Genomic DNA, 20,327 nt, shown 5'->3' with positions numbered 1-20,327 from the left:
GAGTTAATAAACCCGCAACTAATCTGTATGTAACAGTTCACTCCTAATCATATGCGGAAAATCTACTATTTTCAATACCAACTGGGTCAGAAGACATAACATTTCCGCTAGATTCATAGGACCGCAAAAAGCCCTGGACGCGAGTCCAGGGCCTATACAACGATTAATCCACCTTTTCAAGAGTATTTTGGAGCTTGACCGTAAACGTACGACCCTGCGAACCTGCCGTGTTGATCTCTAAGATTAGCGAATTTTCCGTTTGCTGTACGTGTACGGATGGGTCGCTGCTTAACAAGGTCAAGCCCGGTTGGCCCAGCTCCACGGTAATCGAGTTTTGGGATTGGGTGGGGTCGGATACGGCGAGCGTCCACACACCGCGCTGCTTCTCCAGTACGACGGAGGCAGGATTGTGCGAAGCGATCTCTTCAACGCTCCCCGGATTCCAGAAATTAGCCGCCGTTATGTGCAGCCTCTTCTCTTTTACCGCTTGAACATCGGCCGTATTTTTTAGAATGATCGTATCCTGATGCTGGCTATAATACTCGGTTTCGGCCGCGTTTTTGTTCGGAAGAAGGATATACGAATAGGTTGCGCCCTGCGGCCCAATTCCGTGGTTAAAGGCCAAGCTAAGGAAGTTGTTGGTGATCGCGTCCGTAGAACCGGCGGGGTTGATCTCATTCCAAGACCCGGTGCGGGATTCGCGCAGGCCGTATAGATCGGCCCCCTTCGGAAACACATACCCGATATCCGATCCGGGTACGTTGCCTTCCAGGCTGGCCCAGCGGACCTTGCTCATCGTTTCCGACCACCCTGGCTGGCTGGATTTGATCTGGCCGTCCACGATCAACCGGTTGTCCCCGCTATCCCGCAGCTTGCGGTTCTCCACGATGGTCTCCACCTTCCGGTCGTCCGTGCTGGTAATGCCCGCTCCCAGAGCGACGATTTCGTCATCGAACATAAACCATGATTTTTTCCCTTCCAGACTGCTTCCCGTTGTTTCGGCCAGCGAGAAGTTCATGCCGACCGCTCCATAGGTCCCATTCAGGGACGCTCCGCCTACCCAGTTGTTCGGGTTGCGGTAAAATTGCCAGTTCTTCAGATCACCGTGGGAACCGTCCGTTGTCGTACCGGACAGCCGGAAGCTGTCGACCGTCGGCCAGTAGCCGCCGCTATATTGGGTCAGGTCATTCGTATAAAGGGAAGTGGCGCCTATCCCCGTATACCAGCCTTTGGCGTTCTCGTTGTTGCCATATTCAAAAGCGGATATGCGGTCGGAGAACATCGCGATGCCGAATCCAAAACCGGGACGCAGATGGACCGCCCGATCCATACTCGCGAATACATGATTGTAGATGAGTTCGCCGCGAGGAGCGATGGAAGCATCGGCCAACAATGCCTCAATGAGACGGATGTCATATAAAGTAAGTCCTTGTTTGTAATCGGCAAAGGTGGTGTCCGACAGGATCCATTCCTTGACCATTCGTTTGATCCTCAACTTTTCGTCGGCAGGAGCCCCTTCCGCTACACGCAATAGCCCGACCACGATATTGCGGCCAACGGTGTGATCATTCGTGTTGGGACGGGCAATTTCTCTCCCGCGCACCATGTCCATAATGGCTCCCCGGTAGATGAGCGGTTCGAAGGAATCGCGGATCCAACGAAACACATGGTTCAGCTGCGGATCGGTCACCTCCCATGGGGAACCCTGAAGCACATACATTAAATCCCCTACGCGGCTAATCAGCGAGAGTCCGTAGCCTCCGGTGTAGGCAACCTGTGTATGTTGAATAAACGAGCCATCCTCGTAAAAGCCGTCTCCGCTCTTCACATACGGGAGCACGGGACTAACGGCGTCTCTACCCAAAGCAGCCTTCACGCTTATACTGCCGATGATTCCGCGCAATGCCGTCACCATCACCTTGTCCAGCAAGTTCGCTCCGGTTTCTTGGGCGTTGTTGATCGTCCGATAATAAGGCGTGGGCACGAATCGGTCCACCGCTCGCATATAATTCTGGATTTGCGTATCCGACAGCTTGTCATACATGAGCACGACCACGTCATTCAAGTTTTGGGGCCCGCTGATTTCCCAATGAAACCAGTTGTCGTATTCGAGCGATCGTTCATTGTAGCGGTTCGCATACATCCAGTCCAATCCGCCGACAATATCCGCGGCCAGCTGTTCGTTCCTATACAAGCTGGACCCCGGAGTGTTGTACGCCAGCGCCATCGTTTTCAACCGGCCGTACCCTACGACAATATCGCCCGAGCGGGTGGTGCTGTCTAGATTGCTCCATAGATAAGCCCGGTCCGCGGAACGGTTGAACGTATCCCATAACCCGGTTCCCTCCGGATTCGTTACACTGTTGACCAAGCCGTCCACATAATTTTTCACATTGGGATTGTTCAAATCAGGCGACGCGTCTCCGATGAGCTTATCGAACCATTTGTGCCGAAGCTCGGCGAAACGGGTGAACGTCTCCGCGGGCTCCACGAACACTTCGGTCTTGGCGGATAGCTTGCCATCCGGTGTCGAGATCGTAATCGTGGTTGATCCTTCCTTCAGCGCGGTTACGGTTCCGTTGTTCACTGCCGCGACCTCAGGATTGGAGCTGGACCAGATCACCGTCTTATTCGTGGCGTTCTCCGGAATGAAGATCGGGTTAAGTTGCACAACCTCATCTTGTTCTACCGCCAAATAACTCCGATTCAGAAGAAGACCTGTTAAGCCATAATAAGGGACTAGCTCCATCCCGTCGTACCACGCGCGGCCCGTACCGGTCTCATAGAAAGGTTCGATTTTCAACTTGCTGGCATTCGCGGGCACTTGGATCACGATCTTCTTCTGTACCCAATCCTGGCTCCCCGTCAACATGTCCGTATAAAGGATATTTCCCACCCTTTTGCCGGTTGCGTCCTGGAGCTGAACCCGGGTAAAAACACCGCCCGTAGAAGACTGAATGTTGTCGGTCTTCATCCAGACGCTGAACATATAGGTTTGGCCGGACATCACATTCACCGTTGCCGATGCCGCCCCCCGGCCCCCCGTGGTCGACTCCAGCCGGAGCGCATGGCTACCCTCTTGGTAAACCGCCGTATCCACGGTTGCCTTCAGGCTTCCCGCTGCATACCACTCCGACCATCCCGCCGGCTCCACATTGCCCGTCCATTTATTCCGGGTCGTGACCAGCGTATCTTCAAATCCGCCATTCTCCATGATATTCTCGGCAACGGCTGTGCTCGTCTGAACGGTCCCCTCAGCCTCTGCCGATCTTGCATTCCAGAGCCCCGTCGGGAATCCTCCGATCATCAAGATCAGAATCATGACTAGCACCGTATTCTTCCGCATTGATCTTCCACTCCTTCCCGGAAATGTTGTTATTCCGTCCTCCTACCGGTTCAAAAGGCTGCCGAAAATTTCGGCAGCCCATTGGACCCGATTGCACCTTATTGTTGTTGCATAGAGTTCTTCCACTGCGTGATCAAAGCATTGGCATCCGAGGCCAAATCTCGTTTGACCTGCGCGGAGATGCGGCCGCTCAACGCTTCGTTATCCAGCGACTTCAGGAAATCCTCCAATTGTTTGATTCCTTGGTCGTAAAGCCCTTGATCCTTGAATTGCTCGGCCTGCCTCAACCGGTTCGTCAGTTGGGCGGCAAGCGGATGGTCGAGCTCTCCGTTCGATTCATAGGTCTGAATCAGTCCGGTCATCCACTCTGTATCCGTCGTCACCGTAATCGCGATTTTATTGGATTCGACGGTTACGCCGTTTAACGTCACTTTCACCCAAACGTTCGCCGTACCCGTCTCATAGACAGCAGATGTGACGCTGTGCGGGGAAATTACCGCAGGATTGCTGCTGAAGTACTCGATGGTTGCGCCGGTTAAATCCGCAGCTTCTCCGGTGTTCAACGTACCGTAGACGCCAAAGGTTACCGTCTCCGTCCGTTTAAGGCCGGAACGGTCGGCAGACAGGGTGACTTGCTCGAGTTCAACCGGCACCTCCACCGCAACTTTGTTGGTCTGAACGGTTACGCCGCCGAGGGTGACTTTAGCTGAAATCTGTGCCGTTCCCGGCATAACGGCGGTCATCGCCCCGTTTTGTACGGTTACTACATTCGGATTGCTGCTGACGTATTCGATGGACGCCCCAGCCAGAATGGCGTTCTTGCCGTTCACGAGCTTGCCGGTTACCGTAACCGGAGCCGTATTGCCTTTTCGCAACGACGCGGGCGCTTCCAGTGCCGCTTCCTTGAGCGGAACCCGCAGATGAACCAAGTACGCATCATTCGCTGTGGAGTAGTAGATGCTGCCGTCATCCGCCAACGTGAACAAATTGACGTAGCCGTTCACAAGCTGCTTGTATTCGAGCGTCTCCGGGTCGAATACGACCAGATATCGGCCGATCGTCGTATACAGAAGCCCGTCGTCACTCCATTTCATGTAATAGGGCCGCCACGTGCTGCCCGTTGCTCCGTTTTTGAACAGCGTGCTCTTCACGACCGTTTTCGTGGCCGGATTCATGGCAAACAGCGCATAGGCATTATTACCCGCCGCATCTTTGCCGTAAACAATGCCCCACAAAAGTCCATCCGGGCCGATGGACAGCGAACCGATCATGATCGGCGTTTGTACACCGGGCACCTTCAGAGCGAACTCTCCTGTTTTCTTGCCTTGGGCAACGTCGAATTCGAACATTTTAGCTTCTGTTGCAACAGGGTCGATACCGAGTCCGCCATAAATGGTAGTGCCGCCGTACAATTTGCCTTCTTGGTACGCGAGCCCGATGACGCTTTGGTCCTTTACGATATCCCGGTACACCGACCAGGTGCCGGCTTGCTCGTCATAGACCGTCAGCGCGCCCGCCAGCTGGCCGTAGTCGGCGATGGTTCCGATAAACAGCTTGCTGCCCGCCGAGGTAAAGGCAAACGGCCGGCTTTGTCCGTCATCGATATCATGGAGAATCCCCGGGTTCGTTTTGGCGTTGTAAGGCTGGCTGGGATCATACCGGTAAATGACGGCACCGCCGTAAATTCCGAAATACACCTTGCCATTCATGACGCCAATGCCCTCAATTTGGGCTGGCCCCAGCTCTTGACGTTCAAACGCGCCGGTCGCGGGATCGTAGATGCTCATGCCGGCCTGGTACCCGCCCATGTAGATTTTACCGTCGGGGCCTTTTTCCAGGCTTTGCACATTGGTCCCCTGTTTGCTGACGTTGAGCGGAATGTTCACAATCGAGTTGTCGGCCGGGTCATAGATGGAATAAGACACAGGGCTTTGGACGATAGCTAGGACGGTTCGCCCTGCCTTTTCCCCGCTGGCAAGCTTCATCCATTTGTAGCTTTTCACCCCGTTGTCGACCTTGACCCTTGGTTCAACAGGTTGGGTTTCATTCGTTCTCGTGTTATAGGTCCACAGTTCAGACGTATTCTTGTTGCGGAAATAAATCAAATCCGGATTAAAAGGTGAAGGGGAGGAAATCATCCCGTCAAAGGTGGCGGCGTCCTTCCAGCTCATCACCTTTTTCACGTCGTCGGTATTCTGTTCGTCCATAATCGCCAGGGAGGTTCCGTAAGCCATAAACAATAACCCGTTATAAGACCAGATGTTGGAGACGAACGTGTCCGCTCCCGTTGCGGGAGTTTGGATTTCCTGCTTCTCCAGCGTGTCCCTGTCGATGCGGATCAAGTGACCTACGGCACCGATGCCCGCATAGTAGTATTTATCTGTGACCCCGCCGCCCCGCACGTAGTCCTGGCCCGGATAGATCGTGCCCAAGTCTTGAAACGTCCCGGAAGCGATATCATACACGAACGCCTTGCTGTTCGGATACGTGGAGCCGAAAATTTTACCGTCGCTGCTCGCGTCCAAATCCCACACCCATTTGTTGGACGGGTTCAGCCCCAGATTCTCGACCTTCTTCTCTTTGGGGAGGTATCGGTAAAGAATCGCATTCTGCGTTCCCGAAAAATACACATTGCCGTCCGGACCCATCGTCATGGCCCACACGACATCCGAGCCCGGCAATGCCTCTTCGTGCTTCACTTCGCCGGTCAAGGCATCCAAGGCATAAAACATCGCGGGGGACCCGCTCGGCGCCACATAGATTTCGCCGTCCCCGACCGCTGCCGCGCCGGCATTGGAAGTGACGGTCGCAGGGCCCATCTTGACGGGAGCGCCGAATTCAAAAGGAAGCTGGAACGTTTTCTTCATCTGCACCGAAACCTCGTCATAATAAAGCGTGCTTTTCGTCGCTACCGAAACGTAAAGCAGAATCTCCGCCTTTGCTGCTGTGGCCGGAGCGACTCCTTCGGCGCTCAGTTGATTCCATTGCTTGAGGGGCGTTGTTACGGATGCGGTGGCGTCCGCTCCCGAGATTTGCCGGCCTGCGCTATCGTAAAAACGCAAATACATGATGGTGCCGCCCGACTCTAAGTACACATTGCTCTTGGCCGTATAGGTGCATCCAGGGGTAACCGCGAACCGGTCGCTCGTTACACCCAACGAGTTGGTGGTCGAGCTTTTGTCGATTTTGAGACTGGACGTTCCGTTGAGGCTTTTCTCCTTCGACACCTGAACGAGGTTTCCAGTCGTGTTTGCCGGACCGAAATAGCTCCAATTCGGAATTTTGGTCCCCGCGACGGGCTCTTCGAATCCCGGATTGGCTAAGGATGGAGAAAGGCACTCCGCTGCCGAGGCGGCGGATGAGAAAACCGGGACTAACCCTAGACTTAGACTTGCAATCAGCACAAGAGCAAATACTCTTCTGATCATTATGAGGGGTCTCCTTTTCTAAGGATCGTTTTTTCATTCTTTTGTAAGCGATTTCAATCTTGCGTGACGGATGGTTCATTTGCTGCTCGTTTGTTTTCCGCCTCGTTGTCCTCCTTCCTACCGGATCATATCCGGTTCATATCGTATGCCAAGTTCATCATAAAACGCTTCGAAATGACGCGTCAATGCTACTTTTGACCCACAAATGGAGCCCGCGCACACCGATTATTCGACACCACTCCAAACAAAAAAAAGCTTACCCATTTTAGGGCAAGCTTTCGGTTTGCGATGGATCAGCGTGGCGCTTCCATACCGAAGGCGCTGTATTCTTCCCTGGACGGGCCGTACATTCCGGCGAGCGGCAAACCCGCTTGACGCATCAACACGGTCATTTGACCGCGATGGTGCACCTCGTGCCGGATGAACACCTCGAGCGTTTGCCCGTACGTCCATTCCTGACCGAACATCTGGAACGACTTCGGCAGCATCTCGTCGGTCCACTGCTTGCGGACCGCTTCGATCAGCGCTGCGCTCGCGGCTGCATAAGTCTCCGCGATTACCGCGGCGGATGCAGGCGGCTCGCTCCCTTCCTCCGGAGAAGGGAATTCGAGTCCCGCCGAGTTGAGCAGGCCGCCGAACGGCACGATGTGCCAGGCGAGGAAGCCGAGCGTCCGGTGGCCCGCGTCGAATTCCTGCTTCAGGGACTCGTCGGTGAGAAGGTTCATCAGCTTCTGCGTGCTTGCGGATTCATTGCGGTAATCCTCGATGAATTGTTCGATGGTTGTGTACATAAAAGATAGCCTCCATTCGTGGGATAAGGATTCGATCAGCGTCGCCGCGATCTTCATGTCTCTACTATACCCCCTATCCACTGACAGCATTATGTCAGTGAAGATGGCTATCCATAAAAAAAACAGAGAATGTCTGCTCCTTTGAACTAGGGGCGACATTCTCTTAACTAAATCACCCAAACAGACGGGCGTCATTGTTTTTACTAAACCGATAGACGGCGAGCAGGAAGAATGCCAGGGCGAACGCCAGCAGCACGAGCAGGTTCAAGTATAGCCCCGAGAACGCCTCGCCTTGCTGCAGCCGGGTCAAGCCGTCGAGCAGCCAACGCTGCGGCAGGAACTCCCCGATTTTGCGCACGGTCTCCGGCATGATCTCGACCGGGAAGAAGCAGCCGGCCAGCAGGCAAGTCGGCGTGATAATCAGGTTCTGCATCGCGTTAGCCGCGCTCTTGCTCTTCGCGAACGCCACGATGGCGAGAGACAGACCGATCGCGGGCAAGGCGAACATCAGCATCAGCACGAACAGCTGCCACAGCGGAATGCCGGGATCGATGCGGAACACGTACCGAACCATCCCTAGCGTAATGACGATCTGCAGCGTCATGACGATAAAGTTCACGAGGACGTTCGAAGCGACGTACTGTCGGGCATGAATGGGCGTGGACAGCAGGCGGAAGTAGGTCCGCGACACCTTCTCGCTCAAGATGAGATCCGACAGGTTGACCGCCGAGAACAGCATGAACATGATCAGGAAGCCGATCGTCTGGTACGTCATCTCTTGGGTAGCCGAATCGTCCTCTACCGTAGTCGTCGTCAGCTTGAACGCGGACTGCCGGTACCCGGCATAGGCTTGATCGAACTGCGCGGCATTGCCGTTGGTCGTACGGCCGATCGCGGCGACGTTGTCGATATAGCTGTACAGGTAAGCTTTTACGAACGAGGTTACTTGCGCTCCCTTGATCGAGACGAGGTGGATGCCGGCCGGATTGCCGTCCCGCAGGCTTTGCGAGAACCCGGCGTCCAGTTGAACAACGCTGTCCAATTTCCCGGATGTCAATTGCTCTTCCGCCTCAGATGCTTCGATCACCTTCACCTTCGTGTGCTCTAGACCTTCCATGAAGCTAACGGTGTCCGCGGCCAACACATTCGAGTCGTGGTTCACTACCCCTATGCGGACGATATTCTCCTGGCCGCCTCCGTACAGGAGGAGCGACACCAGGATGCCGATGATCGGCAGGCCGAAGTACAACAGGATGCTGCGTTTGCTGGAGAAGGCTACCTTGCGGACATTACGCATGAGCCATACAATATCTTTCATCTTAGAGCCCTTCCTTTCTGCGCATGGAGACGATAGAGACGAGCAGGAACAGCGCGGCGAGCCCGAGGTTCAGGAGGATCGCCTGGAGCCCGGCCGAGAAATCATTGGAATAGACAATCTGCGTCACCGCCGTATTCGTCCATTGCAGCGGATTCAGCTTGCCGATCAGGGCGAAGATCCCTTCCGCATCCCCCATGGGGAAGTATGCTCCTCCCAGGAACGAGGCGACTTGCACGAACACCATCACGATCATGCGGGCGCCATTCTCGGCGATGTAGCTCAGGCCCAGGCCCAGGCTGACCGCCATGATCACTTCCGTCAGGAACACCGCGAACACTTGCCCCAAATGATCGCCCCAATAAGCGTTGAAGGCGTATTTGCTGAACAGCACGATGACGAGGATGCAGAGGAAGTTGACGGCCAAGCTGCCCAGCACTTTCCCTGTGAAAATCTCCGTCTTGCTGATCGGGGCGGCGATCAGGCGTTCGCCGGTCTTCCGCTGCCGTTCTCCTGTAATCAGGTGGCTGGACCCCATGGCGGCATACAGCGCAATCATCGTAGTCATAGCTATTGCGTAGTAGTCCATCGAACCTGGCTGTTTCGTTGAATTGAGCGAAGCTTCCTGAATGTAGGTGCGGTTGCCAGGTCCCGTGAACACCGCGGCCGCCGCCTTCGGATCGAGCTTGGCGAGCTCGGCCGCCACATTATATTGATCGATGAACGTGCTCAGCATCGCTTGCACGATATTGCTTTCGACCGTGCTTTGTGCGCTTCCGTACAGATGCGCGCCTTGCTCCGTGATTTCCAAGTACCCCGTCGCTTTATAAGTCTCCACTTCCTTCAGGGCGTCCACGTCCGGTCCAACCGCCTTGAAGTGCACGCCGGACGATTCGACTTCCCGGGCGAATGCTTGGAAGTAAGGCGAGAACGATCCTCCGTTGTCCTTGTAGAGGACTGTCATGTCACCGATCTTGATCTGCGAATGCGAATCGAAGGCGTTCGAGAGCGCCGAACCCAGCACGAGCATCAGGACGATCGGAAACAACAGCATGAAGAAGAGGGTGCGCCGGTCCCGAAAATCGGTCTTAAAGCCATTCTTGGCAATGTTCCATATATTCATCACGTTCGCGACCTCCTCCTATTGCGCCGTATCCCGCAGATTGCGTCCGGTCAGCGTCAGGAACACCGTTTCCAAGCTGGGCGCCTGCTCCTCGACCGATCGGATCTCGATGTTATTCGAAATCATGTATTGAATGATTTTGTTCAAGTTGCTGACGGCGACACTGGAATTGATCTTGACGCGATTCTCTTCCACGTCCACCGCGTTGACGCCAGGAATGGCCTGGAGGCGGCCCGTGTCGATCGCCTCGGTCGATTTGACCTCGAGCCAGACGTCCTTCGTGTTCGTGATAATCGCCTTCAGCTGCTCCTTCGTCCCTTCGGCGATGACCTTGCCGTGATCGACGATGGCGATGCGCGTGCAAATCTCCTCGACTTCCTCCATGTAGTGGCTCGTGTAGATGATCGTGCTGCCCATCTCGTTCAGCTTCTTCACCGAGCCCAGGATGTAATTCCGCGACTGCGGGTCGATGCCGACGGTCGGTTCGTCCATGATGATCAGCTTCGGCCGGTGGGCGATGGCGCAAGCGATGTTCAGTCTCCGCTTCATCCCGCCGGAAAAGTTCTTCGGGTAGCTCTTCGCCTTGTCGGCGAGCCCCACGAACTCGAGCGCTTCCTCGACGCGGTTGTTCAGCTCGGCCCCCCGAAGCCCGTACAGCCCGGCGAAAAATTTCACGTTCTCGTACGCCGTCAATTGCTCATAGATCGCGATATCTTGGGGAACGATACCGATATTCATTTTGGCGAACCGGCTGTTCTTCGCGATGTTCTGGCCGAGCAGCAGGATCTCGCCGTCGTCGATACGCAGCAGCCCTGCGATCATATTGATCGTCGTGCTCTTGCCGGCGCCGTTTGCGCCCAGGAACCCGAAGATTTCGCCCTCGGCCACAGACAGCGACATTTGATCCACCGCGATAAAATCATCGAATTTTTTCGTTAGCTTCTTAATATCCAAGACGTTCATGGAGCTTCCACCTCTTCGCTACTGGTTATGACGTAAGTATAAAAGAAAAAGACGAACCCGCGTCAGTGCAGAAGTTCATCTTTTGCGTATGAGAAATTTCATGTTGTGGGAATGAGAATGCGGGAGCCGGTTCATGAAGCGTTCATGAGATAGGAATCAATGTCGTGACGGAGAACCCGTTGGTGCCGTCCACGATGAGCGTACCGCGTACGGTAGCCGTCCGCTCCTCCATGCCGAGGATACCGAGTCCTTTCTTGATCTTGGCCGCGCTCTTGCCGTCATTGTGCACGACCGCCTTGATGAACTTGTTCAGCACATGGATCTCGACCGAGATCGTCCGCGGCTCACCGTATTTCATCGCATTGGTCAGCGCTTCGGTGACGTTCTCCTGAATGATCTTCCAATGAATCGGCATAATCTGTTCGAGATCGCCTTTATGGACGAGCGTAGCCTGCACCTGATTCCGGGCGGCGAACTCATTGATGAACAGCTGCAGTCGGCTGATGCCGAGCTGCTCGAGCGGCGGCTTCATGTTCTTGAGTGTCATCCGGATTTGCTCGAGCCCTTCCTTCGACAGCTGAATCGCGTTCTGCAGCAGCTGCGTCGCCTGCTCCTGATTCGTGGCCATGAGCCGCTTGGACGCTTCCATCTGGATCAAGGCTCCCGCCATCGTATGCCCGACCTGGTCGTGAATTTCTTGGGACACGCGGTTGCGCTCCTCCAGCTTGATCGTGTACTCCGACTGCTGGATGTACTCCTGATTCTCATTCAGGTTTTTGGTCAGCCTCTGCATGTCTCTTCGCAGCGTGGTCGCGATCTGCTCCCAGCGGCTCACCCGCGCCGAATACGTCTCCGCCATTTTGAAGATGAGGGAACAGAGCGCCGCCATAACGGCGTACAGCGCCATCTCGTCCGTAGGCAGGAATATGACAGGCAGCAGCGCCGATAAAAATACGATCCCGCTTCTCGAGAACCATGCCGAGGCGAGCTCGCAGATGTTGATCGGCAGGAGCAGGATGAACAGCGGGTGAATGTGCTGGTAGAACACGAGGACGAGCACCACGGAGACGAGGCTGATCGCTGTTTTCCACCTAGGCCGTTTCACAATGTATAGAGCCAGATTGAGGGAGAAATATAACAGCACGGCGAACACGACCCACGGCAAATCGGTCATCTGCAGCAGCACATACCGGAGCATAATGAAGAACAGCACGATCAGCTTCGTTATGATCATCCATAATTCCATGTCAATTCCTCGATGAATTCCCTTTCCCGGTGAGATAGTAGATCGCGATCTGCGTGCGATGCTCGAGCCCCGTCTTGCCCAGGATGGAAGTAATGTAGTTCGCGATCGTGCCCTCCGAGATGAATAGCTGCTTCGAGATTTCCTTGTTCGACAAGCCTTGGGCGATCAGTGCCATTATATCCTGCTCCCGGTCGGTGAACAGGCTTACGTCGATCTTGGCGGCCGGCTCCGGTTGCTTCTCTTCGGCCATGCCTACCATGAGCTTTTCGAGCACAGCGTCCTGCAGAACATTGTTCCCTTTATGCACGCTAATAATGGCATCGCGGATCCGCTCTGGATCGTTGTTCTTGAGCAAATAGCCCTTCGCGCCGTTCTTGATCGCGCCCCGGATGTAGTCGTCCTCGTCGAACGTCGTCAGGATGAGCGCCCTAGTCTTCGTCTCCTCCGTCAGCCGTCGGGTCGCCTCCACCCCGTTCATATTGGGCATACGGACGTCGAGCAACGCTACGTCCACTTCATGGGCCAGGCAATAATCGACCGCTTGCTGCCCGTCTTCGACCGTAGCGACCACTTCGAATTCGGTGAAGGTGCCCAAAATAATTTTCATCCCTTCCCGAATGAAAGAGTTATCGTCGGCGATCAGTACTTTAATCGTCAATGGCGGTTTCCTCCTGCTTGTTCGATTGTACTTGGTTCCTCAAGTAAAGGGTCCCTCCGGGAGAACCGGGCTTCGATGGCGCGAACGAGCCACAGGGACACCCCGACGAACGCGACCACATAGAGCAGCTCCCAGGGATTGCGTACGAATCGCGCCAAGTCATGCCCGATATAGGACACGAGCAGCACCATGATGCCCTTGCCGACGAGGACTGCGAGCAAGAATGAGCGCAACGGCATACGGGCGAGTCCGGCTGCTATGTTGATAATGACGAACGGTCCGACCGGAAACAGACTGAGCAGGAACACGTAGCTGAAAGCATTGCGCCGTATCCACCGCATGCTCTTCTGCACCTTCGGCTTTTCCGCCCACCGCCGCAAGTACCGGTGCTCCGAGACGCGCCGTACGACCAGGAACGTCACGAGACACCCGGCCACCATCCCGATCCAGGAGTACAGGAAGCCGAGCCATAGACCATATACCGCCGCGTTGACGCCTACGATCAGCAGGGTCGGCAGAGGGGGAATAAACGATTTGAGAAAGGTCAAAGCGATCCCAGGCAGCGGCCCGAACGATCGGAATTGATCGAGCACGTCTCTGAGACGCTCTTCCGTCATATAGGACATAAGGTCTGGGATGTCCATGCTTAATATTGCACCCGATTCCGTATCCCTTCCGGGAGTTCATAAATGGTATAGCTCTCCACCTTAGCATATCACAAATCTTCCGGCCCGTGACGTCCCGTATGGAGGGGAGTCCCGGTTGAGAATCGACGGGCATATAAGGTATGATGGTGAAGGGTCCGGGCCGCGCCCGGCTCTAATGTTACGACGAAGCGAGAGGATCCTTCCATGAAGCCAATAGAATTCAATTATTCGATGCCCCCTGAATGGGCTCCGCATACACGCACGTTCCTATCTTGGCCGGTTCAAGCGTCCATGGTGTTCCCGGACGATTATGAGGCCGTGTCCCAGGGCTACGCCGAGATCGCCAAAGCCATCGCCGAATTCGAGCCGGTCACGCTGATCCTGAATCCGGATGATGTGGGGAAGGTGCGCGCTTACTTCCCTGATACGCCGAATGTGGAGCTGCTGCCGATCGCTCACAATGACGCCTGGTTTCGGGACAACGGCCCGACGTTCGTTCTGGACGGGAACGGCCAGCTCGCGGGCGTGAACTGGCGCTTCAATGCGTGGGGCGGGAAGTACGCGCCCTGGGATCTGGACGACGGCGTGGCCCCGCAGGTACTGGAGCGTTACGGCGTACGCCGATTCGACGCCCCGCTCGTTATGGAGGGCGGCTCGCTGCATGTGGATGGCGAGGGCACGCTGCTCACGACCGAGGAGTGCCTCTTGAATCCGAACCGCAATCCGGACTTGTCCCGCGAGCAGATCGAAGCCTACTTGAAGGACTATCTGAACGTGAGCCGTATCATATGGCTGAAGCGCGGTCTCGACGGCGACGAGACGGACGGCCACGTCGACAACATTGCCTGTTTCGCCGCGCCCGGCAAGGTGCTCATCCAGGTATGCGACGACCCGGAGGATCCGAATTATGCGATCACGCAGGAGAACCTGCGGATTCTGTACGATGCGAAGGACGCGCAAGGGCGGCACCTCGAGATCATTCCGATCCAGCAGCCGCCGATGGCCACCTTCGACGATACTCGGCTGACGCTCAGCTACCTGAACTTTTACTTCGTGAACGGCGGCATCGTCCTGCCGGTGTTCGGCGGCACGGCCGCTACGACGGACCGGCTAGCGGCGAAGGTGCTGCAAGAATGCTTCCCGGACCGGCGCATCCGCACCGTGAACGGGATGGCGATTATCAAGGAGGGCGGCAACGTCCACTGTACGACGCAGCAAATGCCTGCGGGGAAATAATTCAATGTGGAAATGAGGGAATCGGATGCGTAAAGTCACCGTAGCGGCCACTCAGATGAGCTGCTCGACGAATATAGAGGAAAATATTGCGAAGGCGGAACAGCTCGTACGCCAAGCCGCCGCTCAGGGCGCACAGATCATCCAGCTGCAGGAGCTGTTCGAGACGCCGTACTTCTGCCAAAAGGAGAAATCCGACTACTACGTCTACGCGACCGAGCTGGAGCACAACAAGGCGGTGAACCACTTCCGCGGCATCGCGAAGGAGCTGCAAGTCGTGCTGCCGATCAGCTTCTACGAGAAGAAGAACTATGCGCGCTATAACTCGCTCGCCGTGATCGACGCGAACGGCGAAGTGCTGGGCCGCTACCGCAAGAGTCATATCCCGGACGGGCCGGGCTATGAGGAGAAGTTCTACTTCAACCCGGGCGACACCGGATTCAAGGTGTGGAACACGCGCTATGCCAAGATCGGAGTCGGCGTCTGCTGGGACCAGTGGTACCCGGAGGCCGCCCGCTGCATGGCGCTGATGGGCGCGGAGCTGCTGTTCTACCCGACCGCGATTGGCTCCGAGCCGCAGGACAGCGGGATCGACTCGAAGGACCACTGGCAGATGTGCATGCGCGGCCATGCCGCGAGCAACCTGATGCCGGTGGTCGCTTCGAACCGGGTCGGCGTCGAGGAGGACCTCGACTCGACGATCACGTTCTACGGCTCCTCGTTCATCGCGGGGCCGCAGGGCAACCTAGTCGCGGAGGCCGGCCGCACGGAGGAGACCGTGCTGGTGGCCGAGTTCGACCTCGATCAGCTGGAGGTACAGCGTATCGAGTGGGGCATTTTCCGCGACCGCCGGCCCGATCTGTACCGCATCATGACGTCGTACGACGGGGAGCAGATGATTTAGCGGCTCGCCGCCGCACGCCAAAAGGACCGCCTGGGCGGTCCTTTTTTTGGTTAGGCAATCATAGCCGTGGCTGCCACTCTTCTTCAATCAGGTCGGCCATAACGCCCATCGCCGCTTTGCTGCCGGAGGCTGCGGCATAAATCAATTGGGAAGGCATCACATAGGCCGAGTCCCCCGCTGCGTATACGCCGGCCGCCATGGTCCTGCCCATCGGATCGATAACAATCCCTCCGTTTTTTTCCGTTTTATACCCCAACGCTTCATCGAACTTGGCATTGGGTATCTGAGTGGGGTCGACAAATCCTCCGCTGCGCTCAATCTGCGTGCCATCGGTAAAATGCACCCGCTCCAGCAAACCGTTCCGACCGGAAAAGGCGGCGATCGGAGTATCCACGCTTCGGATGCCCCTGGATGCCAGCTGCTGCCGCTGTTCGGGAGTTAGAATATCGCTCCCGTTGGTGCACACGATGAGATCCCTGCTCCAATTGAGCAGCAGCTTGGTCTTATGGAATACGCCCGGATGCTCCGAAACGAGCGCCAGCGGTTGATCCCGCAGCTCCCAGCCGTCGCAGAACGGGCAGGCGAACAAGCTTTTCCCGTAAAAGTCGCGTATCCCCTCTATCTCGGGTAACACCTCCCGAAGCCCGGCAGCCAAAATCAGCTTGCGGGCGTGTATCTGCTCGTTCGAATCGCTGTAAAGGTTGAAGCCATGCTCCGTCCGCTGAATATCGATTACCTCGTTCTTCCAATGCCGGACCGAAGGGTAGCTCAGCACCTCCTCGTACGCGATGCGTCGAAATTCTGAAGGCTGGATCCCGTCCCGAGTAATGAATCCGTGGGAGGCGTGGGTCACCCCGTTCCTCGGCTGGCTGTTATCCAGCAGCGCTACGCTCCGTCTCGCTCTGCCGAGCACCAACGCCGCATTTAATCCCGCCGGCCCGCCGCCGACAATGGCACAATCGTAGTTCATAAGATCAATCCCTTCGTTTTTTGGAGACTTTATAGATATATAATATCTGTAATTAGACAAAGCTTTGAGTACTCTTTCTTAATTTCCAGATGATGTAGCTTGAGCAGCAAGCTCGCTTAATTTGGTGTTCTTCAGATGTTGCTCCATCGCATCCTCGGCCGTCAGCATTACCTGATGGATCAGGCATCGGGAATCCTCGCTGCCGCAGCATTCAAACAGAGAAGCGGTGCCTTCTACCGCATGAATGATGTCGAGAAACGAAATATCCTCTTTTCTGCCCTTCAGCCGGTACCCGCCGTTTGCACCCGAAGCCGACTCAATCAGCCCCGCTTTCACCAGCTTCGTGAGGATTTTGGAGAGGTATGTGGGGGATACGCCCTGCTTGTCGGCAAGCTGCTGTACGCCAACCGGTCGGTCCGGGGCAAAAGCAACCAAATACAGCATTGTGTGAAGGGCATAGTTCGTCGCTTTTGAGTATTTCATCTTTCCTGCCCTCCAATCGTAGATAATATATATCTATAATAGCCGTAATTTCTCCATCAGTCAAACTTGGAAAATTCAAAGACCCAGCCCGAATATGCGGGCCAGGGCGAAATTTGCGGGAGTAACCCAACGCCAAAACGGGTACTCCCCGTCCCGCCAACATAGAAAAATATTCCTCGCGAACCCACCAAACCCTTACTCCGCCAACCAAAATAAGCTATACTGAATTTAAAATATAGGTCTTTAGCCCCATAATCCCTACGGGCAAAATCCCGGGTTCGCGGCGCACATCGATTTGGCATAGGCTGGATCGAGGCTGGCCAAATGCTCGAAGTACTGCGCAATCACGTGGTTCTCCACGAGGGAATCGTCCTGGAATTGCAGCGGCTGCGCCTCCCGGACTTGCATGTAGTAGTAGACGGTGTCGTCCTGCGGAATCTTGAACACCGCGGGCGGGAGATGGGGCACCACATCGTTCTTGTTGGCGATGCGGTAGCTGCTCGGAACCGAGCCGGCGAAGCAGCGGGCAAAGCCCGGATCGCCTACCCGCGGAGAGCCGTACGTATACAGGCGCGGGGCCATGAACGCCGTATTCGCCGCTACGTCGATCGAGCAGAGAGCCGCCAACGCGCCGCCCAGACTGTGCCCGGTGACGTACAACGGTTTGTGAGCCGGCATCCGGTTGAGCGCCGACAGCACTTGCGCCCGCATCGAGCTGTAGATTTGCGTGAACCCGCGATGGGTCCAGCCGGCATCCTTCACGTACTTGTACTTAACCTGCCGCGCCATCGCGTTGGCCATCCAATCGGCGGTCGAGCTCGTGCCGCGAAAGGCGAGCACCAGCCGGTCGTCCGACTCGAGCAGGAAGCCGAACCACTCCTGAACGCCGTGAAACGACAGCCCTTTAAACGCCTCCACGAGGCGGTAACCCTGAGGGACGACGAACGAGCCGTCCGCATTCTCGAACTGTGTATATGTCTGCCCGCTCACCGCCGCCAGGAAAATCGCCGTTTTCAAATCATACGCCAAACGTTGCCGCATCCCGCTCGCTCCTCCCACAGATGCCTTATCCTATGAGCGGAAGCCGGGCTCTGTGCCTATCCCAATCCCTTATGTCCCGACAGGAGGAGCTTCTTTCCATGATCGAATCGCTGCGTGTCATTCCGCTGTTTTCCAACTTGGACGATTTTCAGCTCCAGAGCATCGCCAACAAATGCACGACCCGGACTTATAAAGCCGGTACGATCCTGTTTCGCGAGAACGAGCCGGGCACGGTGTTCTATCTCGTCGTGTCCGGCGCGGTTAAGATCTACACTTCCAACCGCCAAGGCGAGGATAAAATCATGTCGATCCTGACCGCCGGAGACAGCTTCGGCGAGCTTGCCCTGTTGGACGGAAAGCCGCGTTCGGCGACCGCGCAGGCGATCGAGGAGACGACGGTCATCTCGCTCGCGCTCCGGAGCTTTCAGAGCTTGCTCAAAAACCATTTCGACATCAACCTGAACATCCTGAAGCAGCTCAGCAGCCGATTGCGCGAAACGAACCAGCAGGTGCATGACTTGACGTATATGGATGCTAAACAACGGGTCGTGAAAAATTTGGTCAAGCTCGCGAACGACCATGGCAACCGGATCGGCACATCGCTCGTGCGCATTCAGATCAACCTGAACTATGATGAGCTGTCCCAACTGGCGGGGGTGTCGAAGCCTCTCGTGTTCCAGGTGCTGAATGAGCTCCAGACGAAGCGGATCCTCACCGTGTCGGGCAACAAATTCCTGCTCGATCTAACCCAGGTTTAACCCGCGGGCTGCATGCATGTGGGGTTCGAGGATGCGGCTTATTTCGCGAGGGTGTTCAAGAAGCTGGAAGGGATGACGCCAACGGCGTATCGCAACGGCGGAGTGCGGACTAAAAAACCGCTGACGCCCGGCTAGCAGGCGCAGCGGTTGAGGGGTTAGCGTACCATGCCGTGCGGGTCGATGACGAACTTCTTCGACACGCCGCGGTCGAATTCCGTATACGCGTTCGGAGCTTCCTCAAGCGAGATGACCGTCGCGTTGACCGCCTTCGCGATCTGGGCGCGGCCGCTCAGAATCGACATCATCAGCTCGCGATGATACTGCATGACCGGCGTCTGTCCCGTGACGAACGTATGCGATTTCGCCCAGCCGAGCCCGAAGCGGATCTTGAGCGTCCCGACCTTCGCATCGGCGTCGATGGCGCCGGGATCTCCCGTCACGTACAGCCCCGGGATGCCCAGACGACCGCCGGCCCGAGTGACCTGCATAATCGCGTTCAGTACCGTCGCCGGTGCTTCCGTATGATCGTGCCCGTGGCCGTGCGCTTCGAAGCCTACGCAGTCGACGGCGCAGTCGACCTCCGGCACGCCCAGGATCGCTTCGATCTGCTCGCCCAGGTCGTCGTGCTCGGCGAGGTTGATCGTCTCGCAGCCGAAGCTGCGCGCCTGCTCGAGCCGTGCCGGGTTCAGGTCGCCGACGATGACCACGGCGGCCCCGAGCAGCTGCGCGGAGTGCGCCGCGGCGAGCCCTACCGGACCGGCACCCGCCACGTAGACAGTCGAGCCCGGCCGGACGCCGGCGCTCACCGCTCCATGATAGCCGGTCGGGAAGATGTCGGACAGCATCGTCAGATCGCGGATCTTCTCCATCGCCTGGTCCTTGTCGGGGAACTTCAGCAGCTGGAAGTCGGCGTAAGGCACCATTACATACTCGGATTGTCCGCCGACCCAACCGCCCATATCGACGTAGCCGTAGGCGGAGCCGGGCCGATCCGGATTCACGTTCAAACAGACGTTCGTGTTGCGTTCCTTGCAATTGCGGCATCGGCCGCAGGCGATGTTGAACGGCACGGAGACGAGATCGCCCTTCCGGATGAACTCGACGTCACGCCCCACCTCGATCACCTCGCCGGTAATCTCATGACCGAGCACCAGCCCGGCCGGGGCGGTCGTCCTGCCGCGCACCATATGCTGGTCGCTGCCGCAGATATTCGTCGTCACGACCTTCAGGATGACGCCATGCTCGCATTTTCGCCCGACATTCAGCTTGTTCACGCCAGGGCCGTCCCGCAATACCAAATCCGGATAAGCGATATCGCTTATCTCCACCTTCCCGGGCTGAACATACACAACCGCTCGATTCCCAACCATTCCACTCGTGCTCCTTTCAAAATGCCGATTTTTGAAAGCGCTTAACAGGTT

General features: G+C 56.4%; 16 protein-coding genes and 1 pseudogene. 4 read left to right on the top strand and 13 right to left on the bottom strand.

All coding sequences use genetic code 11. From position 1 onward, the window contains the following. Window positions 1-163 precede the first annotated feature (163 nt). The 9 genes from ACI5FR_RS06470 to ACI5FR_RS06430 form a co-directional block, all read right to left on the bottom strand. Window positions 164-3,346 carry a polysaccharide lyase family 8 super-sandwich domain-containing protein gene (locus ACI5FR_RS06470; RefSeq protein ID WP_405451896.1) on the bottom strand — a complete coding sequence of 1,061 codons (3,183 nt, stop codon included), beginning with the start codon at window positions 3,344-3,346 and terminating at the stop codon, window positions 164-166. A gap of 98 nt (window positions 3,347-3,444) precedes the next feature. After that, window positions 3,445-6,774 (bottom strand): FIMAH domain-containing protein, encoded by a 3,330-nt coding sequence (locus tag ACI5FR_RS06465; RefSeq protein ID WP_405451893.1) that lies wholly within the window; start codon window positions 6,772-6,774, stop codon window positions 3,445-3,447. Between the two features lie 293 nt (window positions 6,775-7,067). Further along, complete coding sequence (locus tag ACI5FR_RS06460) at window positions 7,068-7,622, bottom strand: DinB family protein (RefSeq protein WP_405451890.1); 555 nt, start codon at window positions 7,620-7,622, stop codon at window positions 7,068-7,070. Between the two features lie 115 nt (window positions 7,623-7,737). Beyond that, window positions 7,738-8,883 carry an ABC transporter permease gene (locus tag ACI5FR_RS06455; protein WP_405451887.1) on the bottom strand — a complete coding sequence of 382 codons (1,146 nt, stop codon included), beginning with the start codon at window positions 8,881-8,883 and terminating at the stop codon, window positions 7,738-7,740. 1 nt (window position 8,884) lies between these two features. Further along, a complete protein-coding gene (locus tag ACI5FR_RS06450) occupies window positions 8,885-10,003 on the bottom strand; it encodes an ABC transporter permease (protein WP_405451885.1) in 1,119 nt (372 codons plus the stop codon). Window positions 10,004-10,021: 18 nt separating this feature from the next. Next, complete coding sequence (locus ACI5FR_RS06445) at window positions 10,022-10,966, bottom strand: ABC transporter ATP-binding protein (RefSeq protein WP_405451883.1); 945 nt, start codon at window positions 10,964-10,966, stop codon at window positions 10,022-10,024. A 142-nt stretch (window positions 10,967-11,108) separates the two neighbouring features. Continuing rightward, window positions 11,109-12,212: a sensor histidine kinase gene (locus ACI5FR_RS06440; RefSeq protein WP_405451880.1), complete on the bottom strand. Its 1,104-nt coding sequence runs from the start codon at window positions 12,210-12,212 to the stop codon at window positions 11,109-11,111. 1 nt (window position 12,213) lies between these two features. Next, complete coding sequence (locus ACI5FR_RS06435) at window positions 12,214-12,870, bottom strand: response regulator (protein ID WP_405451877.1); 657 nt, start codon at window positions 12,868-12,870, stop codon at window positions 12,214-12,216. Beyond that, the gene (locus tag ACI5FR_RS06430) at window positions 12,867-13,514 is read right to left on the bottom strand and encodes a TVP38/TMEM64 family protein (RefSeq protein WP_405451874.1); all 648 of its coding nucleotides are present in this window, start codon (window positions 13,512-13,514) and stop codon (window positions 12,867-12,869) included. Before ACI5FR_RS06430 ends, ACI5FR_RS06435 begins: the two co-directional genes overlap by 4 nt. A gap of 207 nt (window positions 13,515-13,721) precedes the next feature. On the opposite strand from ACI5FR_RS06430, the gene ACI5FR_RS06425 reads away from it, so the two are divergent. Beyond that, entirely contained in the window at window positions 13,722-14,753 is a 1,032-nt protein-coding gene (locus ACI5FR_RS06425) for an agmatine deiminase family protein (RefSeq protein ID WP_405451872.1), read from the top strand. A 25-nt stretch (window positions 14,754-14,778) separates the two neighbouring features. Further along, window positions 14,779-15,654 carry an N-carbamoylputrescine amidase gene (aguB, locus tag ACI5FR_RS06420; protein ID WP_405451870.1) on the top strand — a complete coding sequence of 292 codons (876 nt, stop codon included), beginning with the start codon at window positions 14,779-14,781 and terminating at the stop codon, window positions 15,652-15,654. Window positions 15,655-15,712: 58 nt separating this feature from the next. Here aguB and ACI5FR_RS06415 read toward each other — a convergent pair whose 3' ends face one another. The 3 genes from ACI5FR_RS06415 to ACI5FR_RS06405 all read right to left on the bottom strand — a co-directional run bounded on the left by ACI5FR_RS06415 (window position 15,713) and on the right by ACI5FR_RS06405 (window position 18,148). After that, on the bottom strand, window positions 15,713-16,624 hold the full coding sequence (locus ACI5FR_RS06415) for an NAD(P)/FAD-dependent oxidoreductase (protein ID WP_405451867.1): 912 nt from the start codon (window positions 16,622-16,624) through the stop codon (window positions 15,713-15,715). Between the two features lie 78 nt (window positions 16,625-16,702). Then, complete coding sequence (locus ACI5FR_RS06410; RefSeq protein ID WP_405451864.1) at window positions 16,703-17,107, bottom strand: RrF2 family transcriptional regulator; 405 nt, start codon at window positions 17,105-17,107, stop codon at window positions 16,703-16,705. 258 nt (window positions 17,108-17,365) lie between these two features. Further along, entirely contained in the window at window positions 17,366-18,148 is a 783-nt protein-coding gene (locus ACI5FR_RS06405) for a lipase family protein (protein ID WP_405451861.1), read from the bottom strand. A gap of 98 nt (window positions 18,149-18,246) precedes the next feature. Between ACI5FR_RS06405 and ACI5FR_RS06400 the strand changes: the two genes are divergently transcribed. Beyond that, window positions 18,247-18,906, top strand: coding sequence for a Crp/Fnr family transcriptional regulator (locus ACI5FR_RS06400; RefSeq protein WP_405451859.1), 660 nt, complete (start codon window positions 18,247-18,249; stop codon window positions 18,904-18,906). 18 nt (window positions 18,907-18,924) lie between these two features. Next, window positions 18,925-19,041, top strand: a pseudogene (locus ACI5FR_RS06395) (helix-turn-helix domain-containing protein); the annotation flags it as partial. Between the two features lie 20 nt (window positions 19,042-19,061). On the opposite strand, the gene fdhA reads toward ACI5FR_RS06395, so the two are convergent. After that, the gene (gene fdhA / locus ACI5FR_RS06390; protein ID WP_405451856.1) at window positions 19,062-20,276 is read right to left on the bottom strand and encodes a formaldehyde dehydrogenase, glutathione-independent; all 1,215 of its coding nucleotides are present in this window, start codon (window positions 20,274-20,276) and stop codon (window positions 19,062-19,064) included. Window positions 20,277-20,327 lie beyond the last annotated feature (51 nt).

Source organism: Paenibacillus sp. HJGM_3 (assembly GCF_045062745.1).
Lineage (GTDB): Bacteria > Bacillota > Bacilli > Paenibacillales > NBRC-103111 > Paenibacillus_AA.
This window is presented reverse-complemented; position numbering and strand designations above follow the sequence as displayed.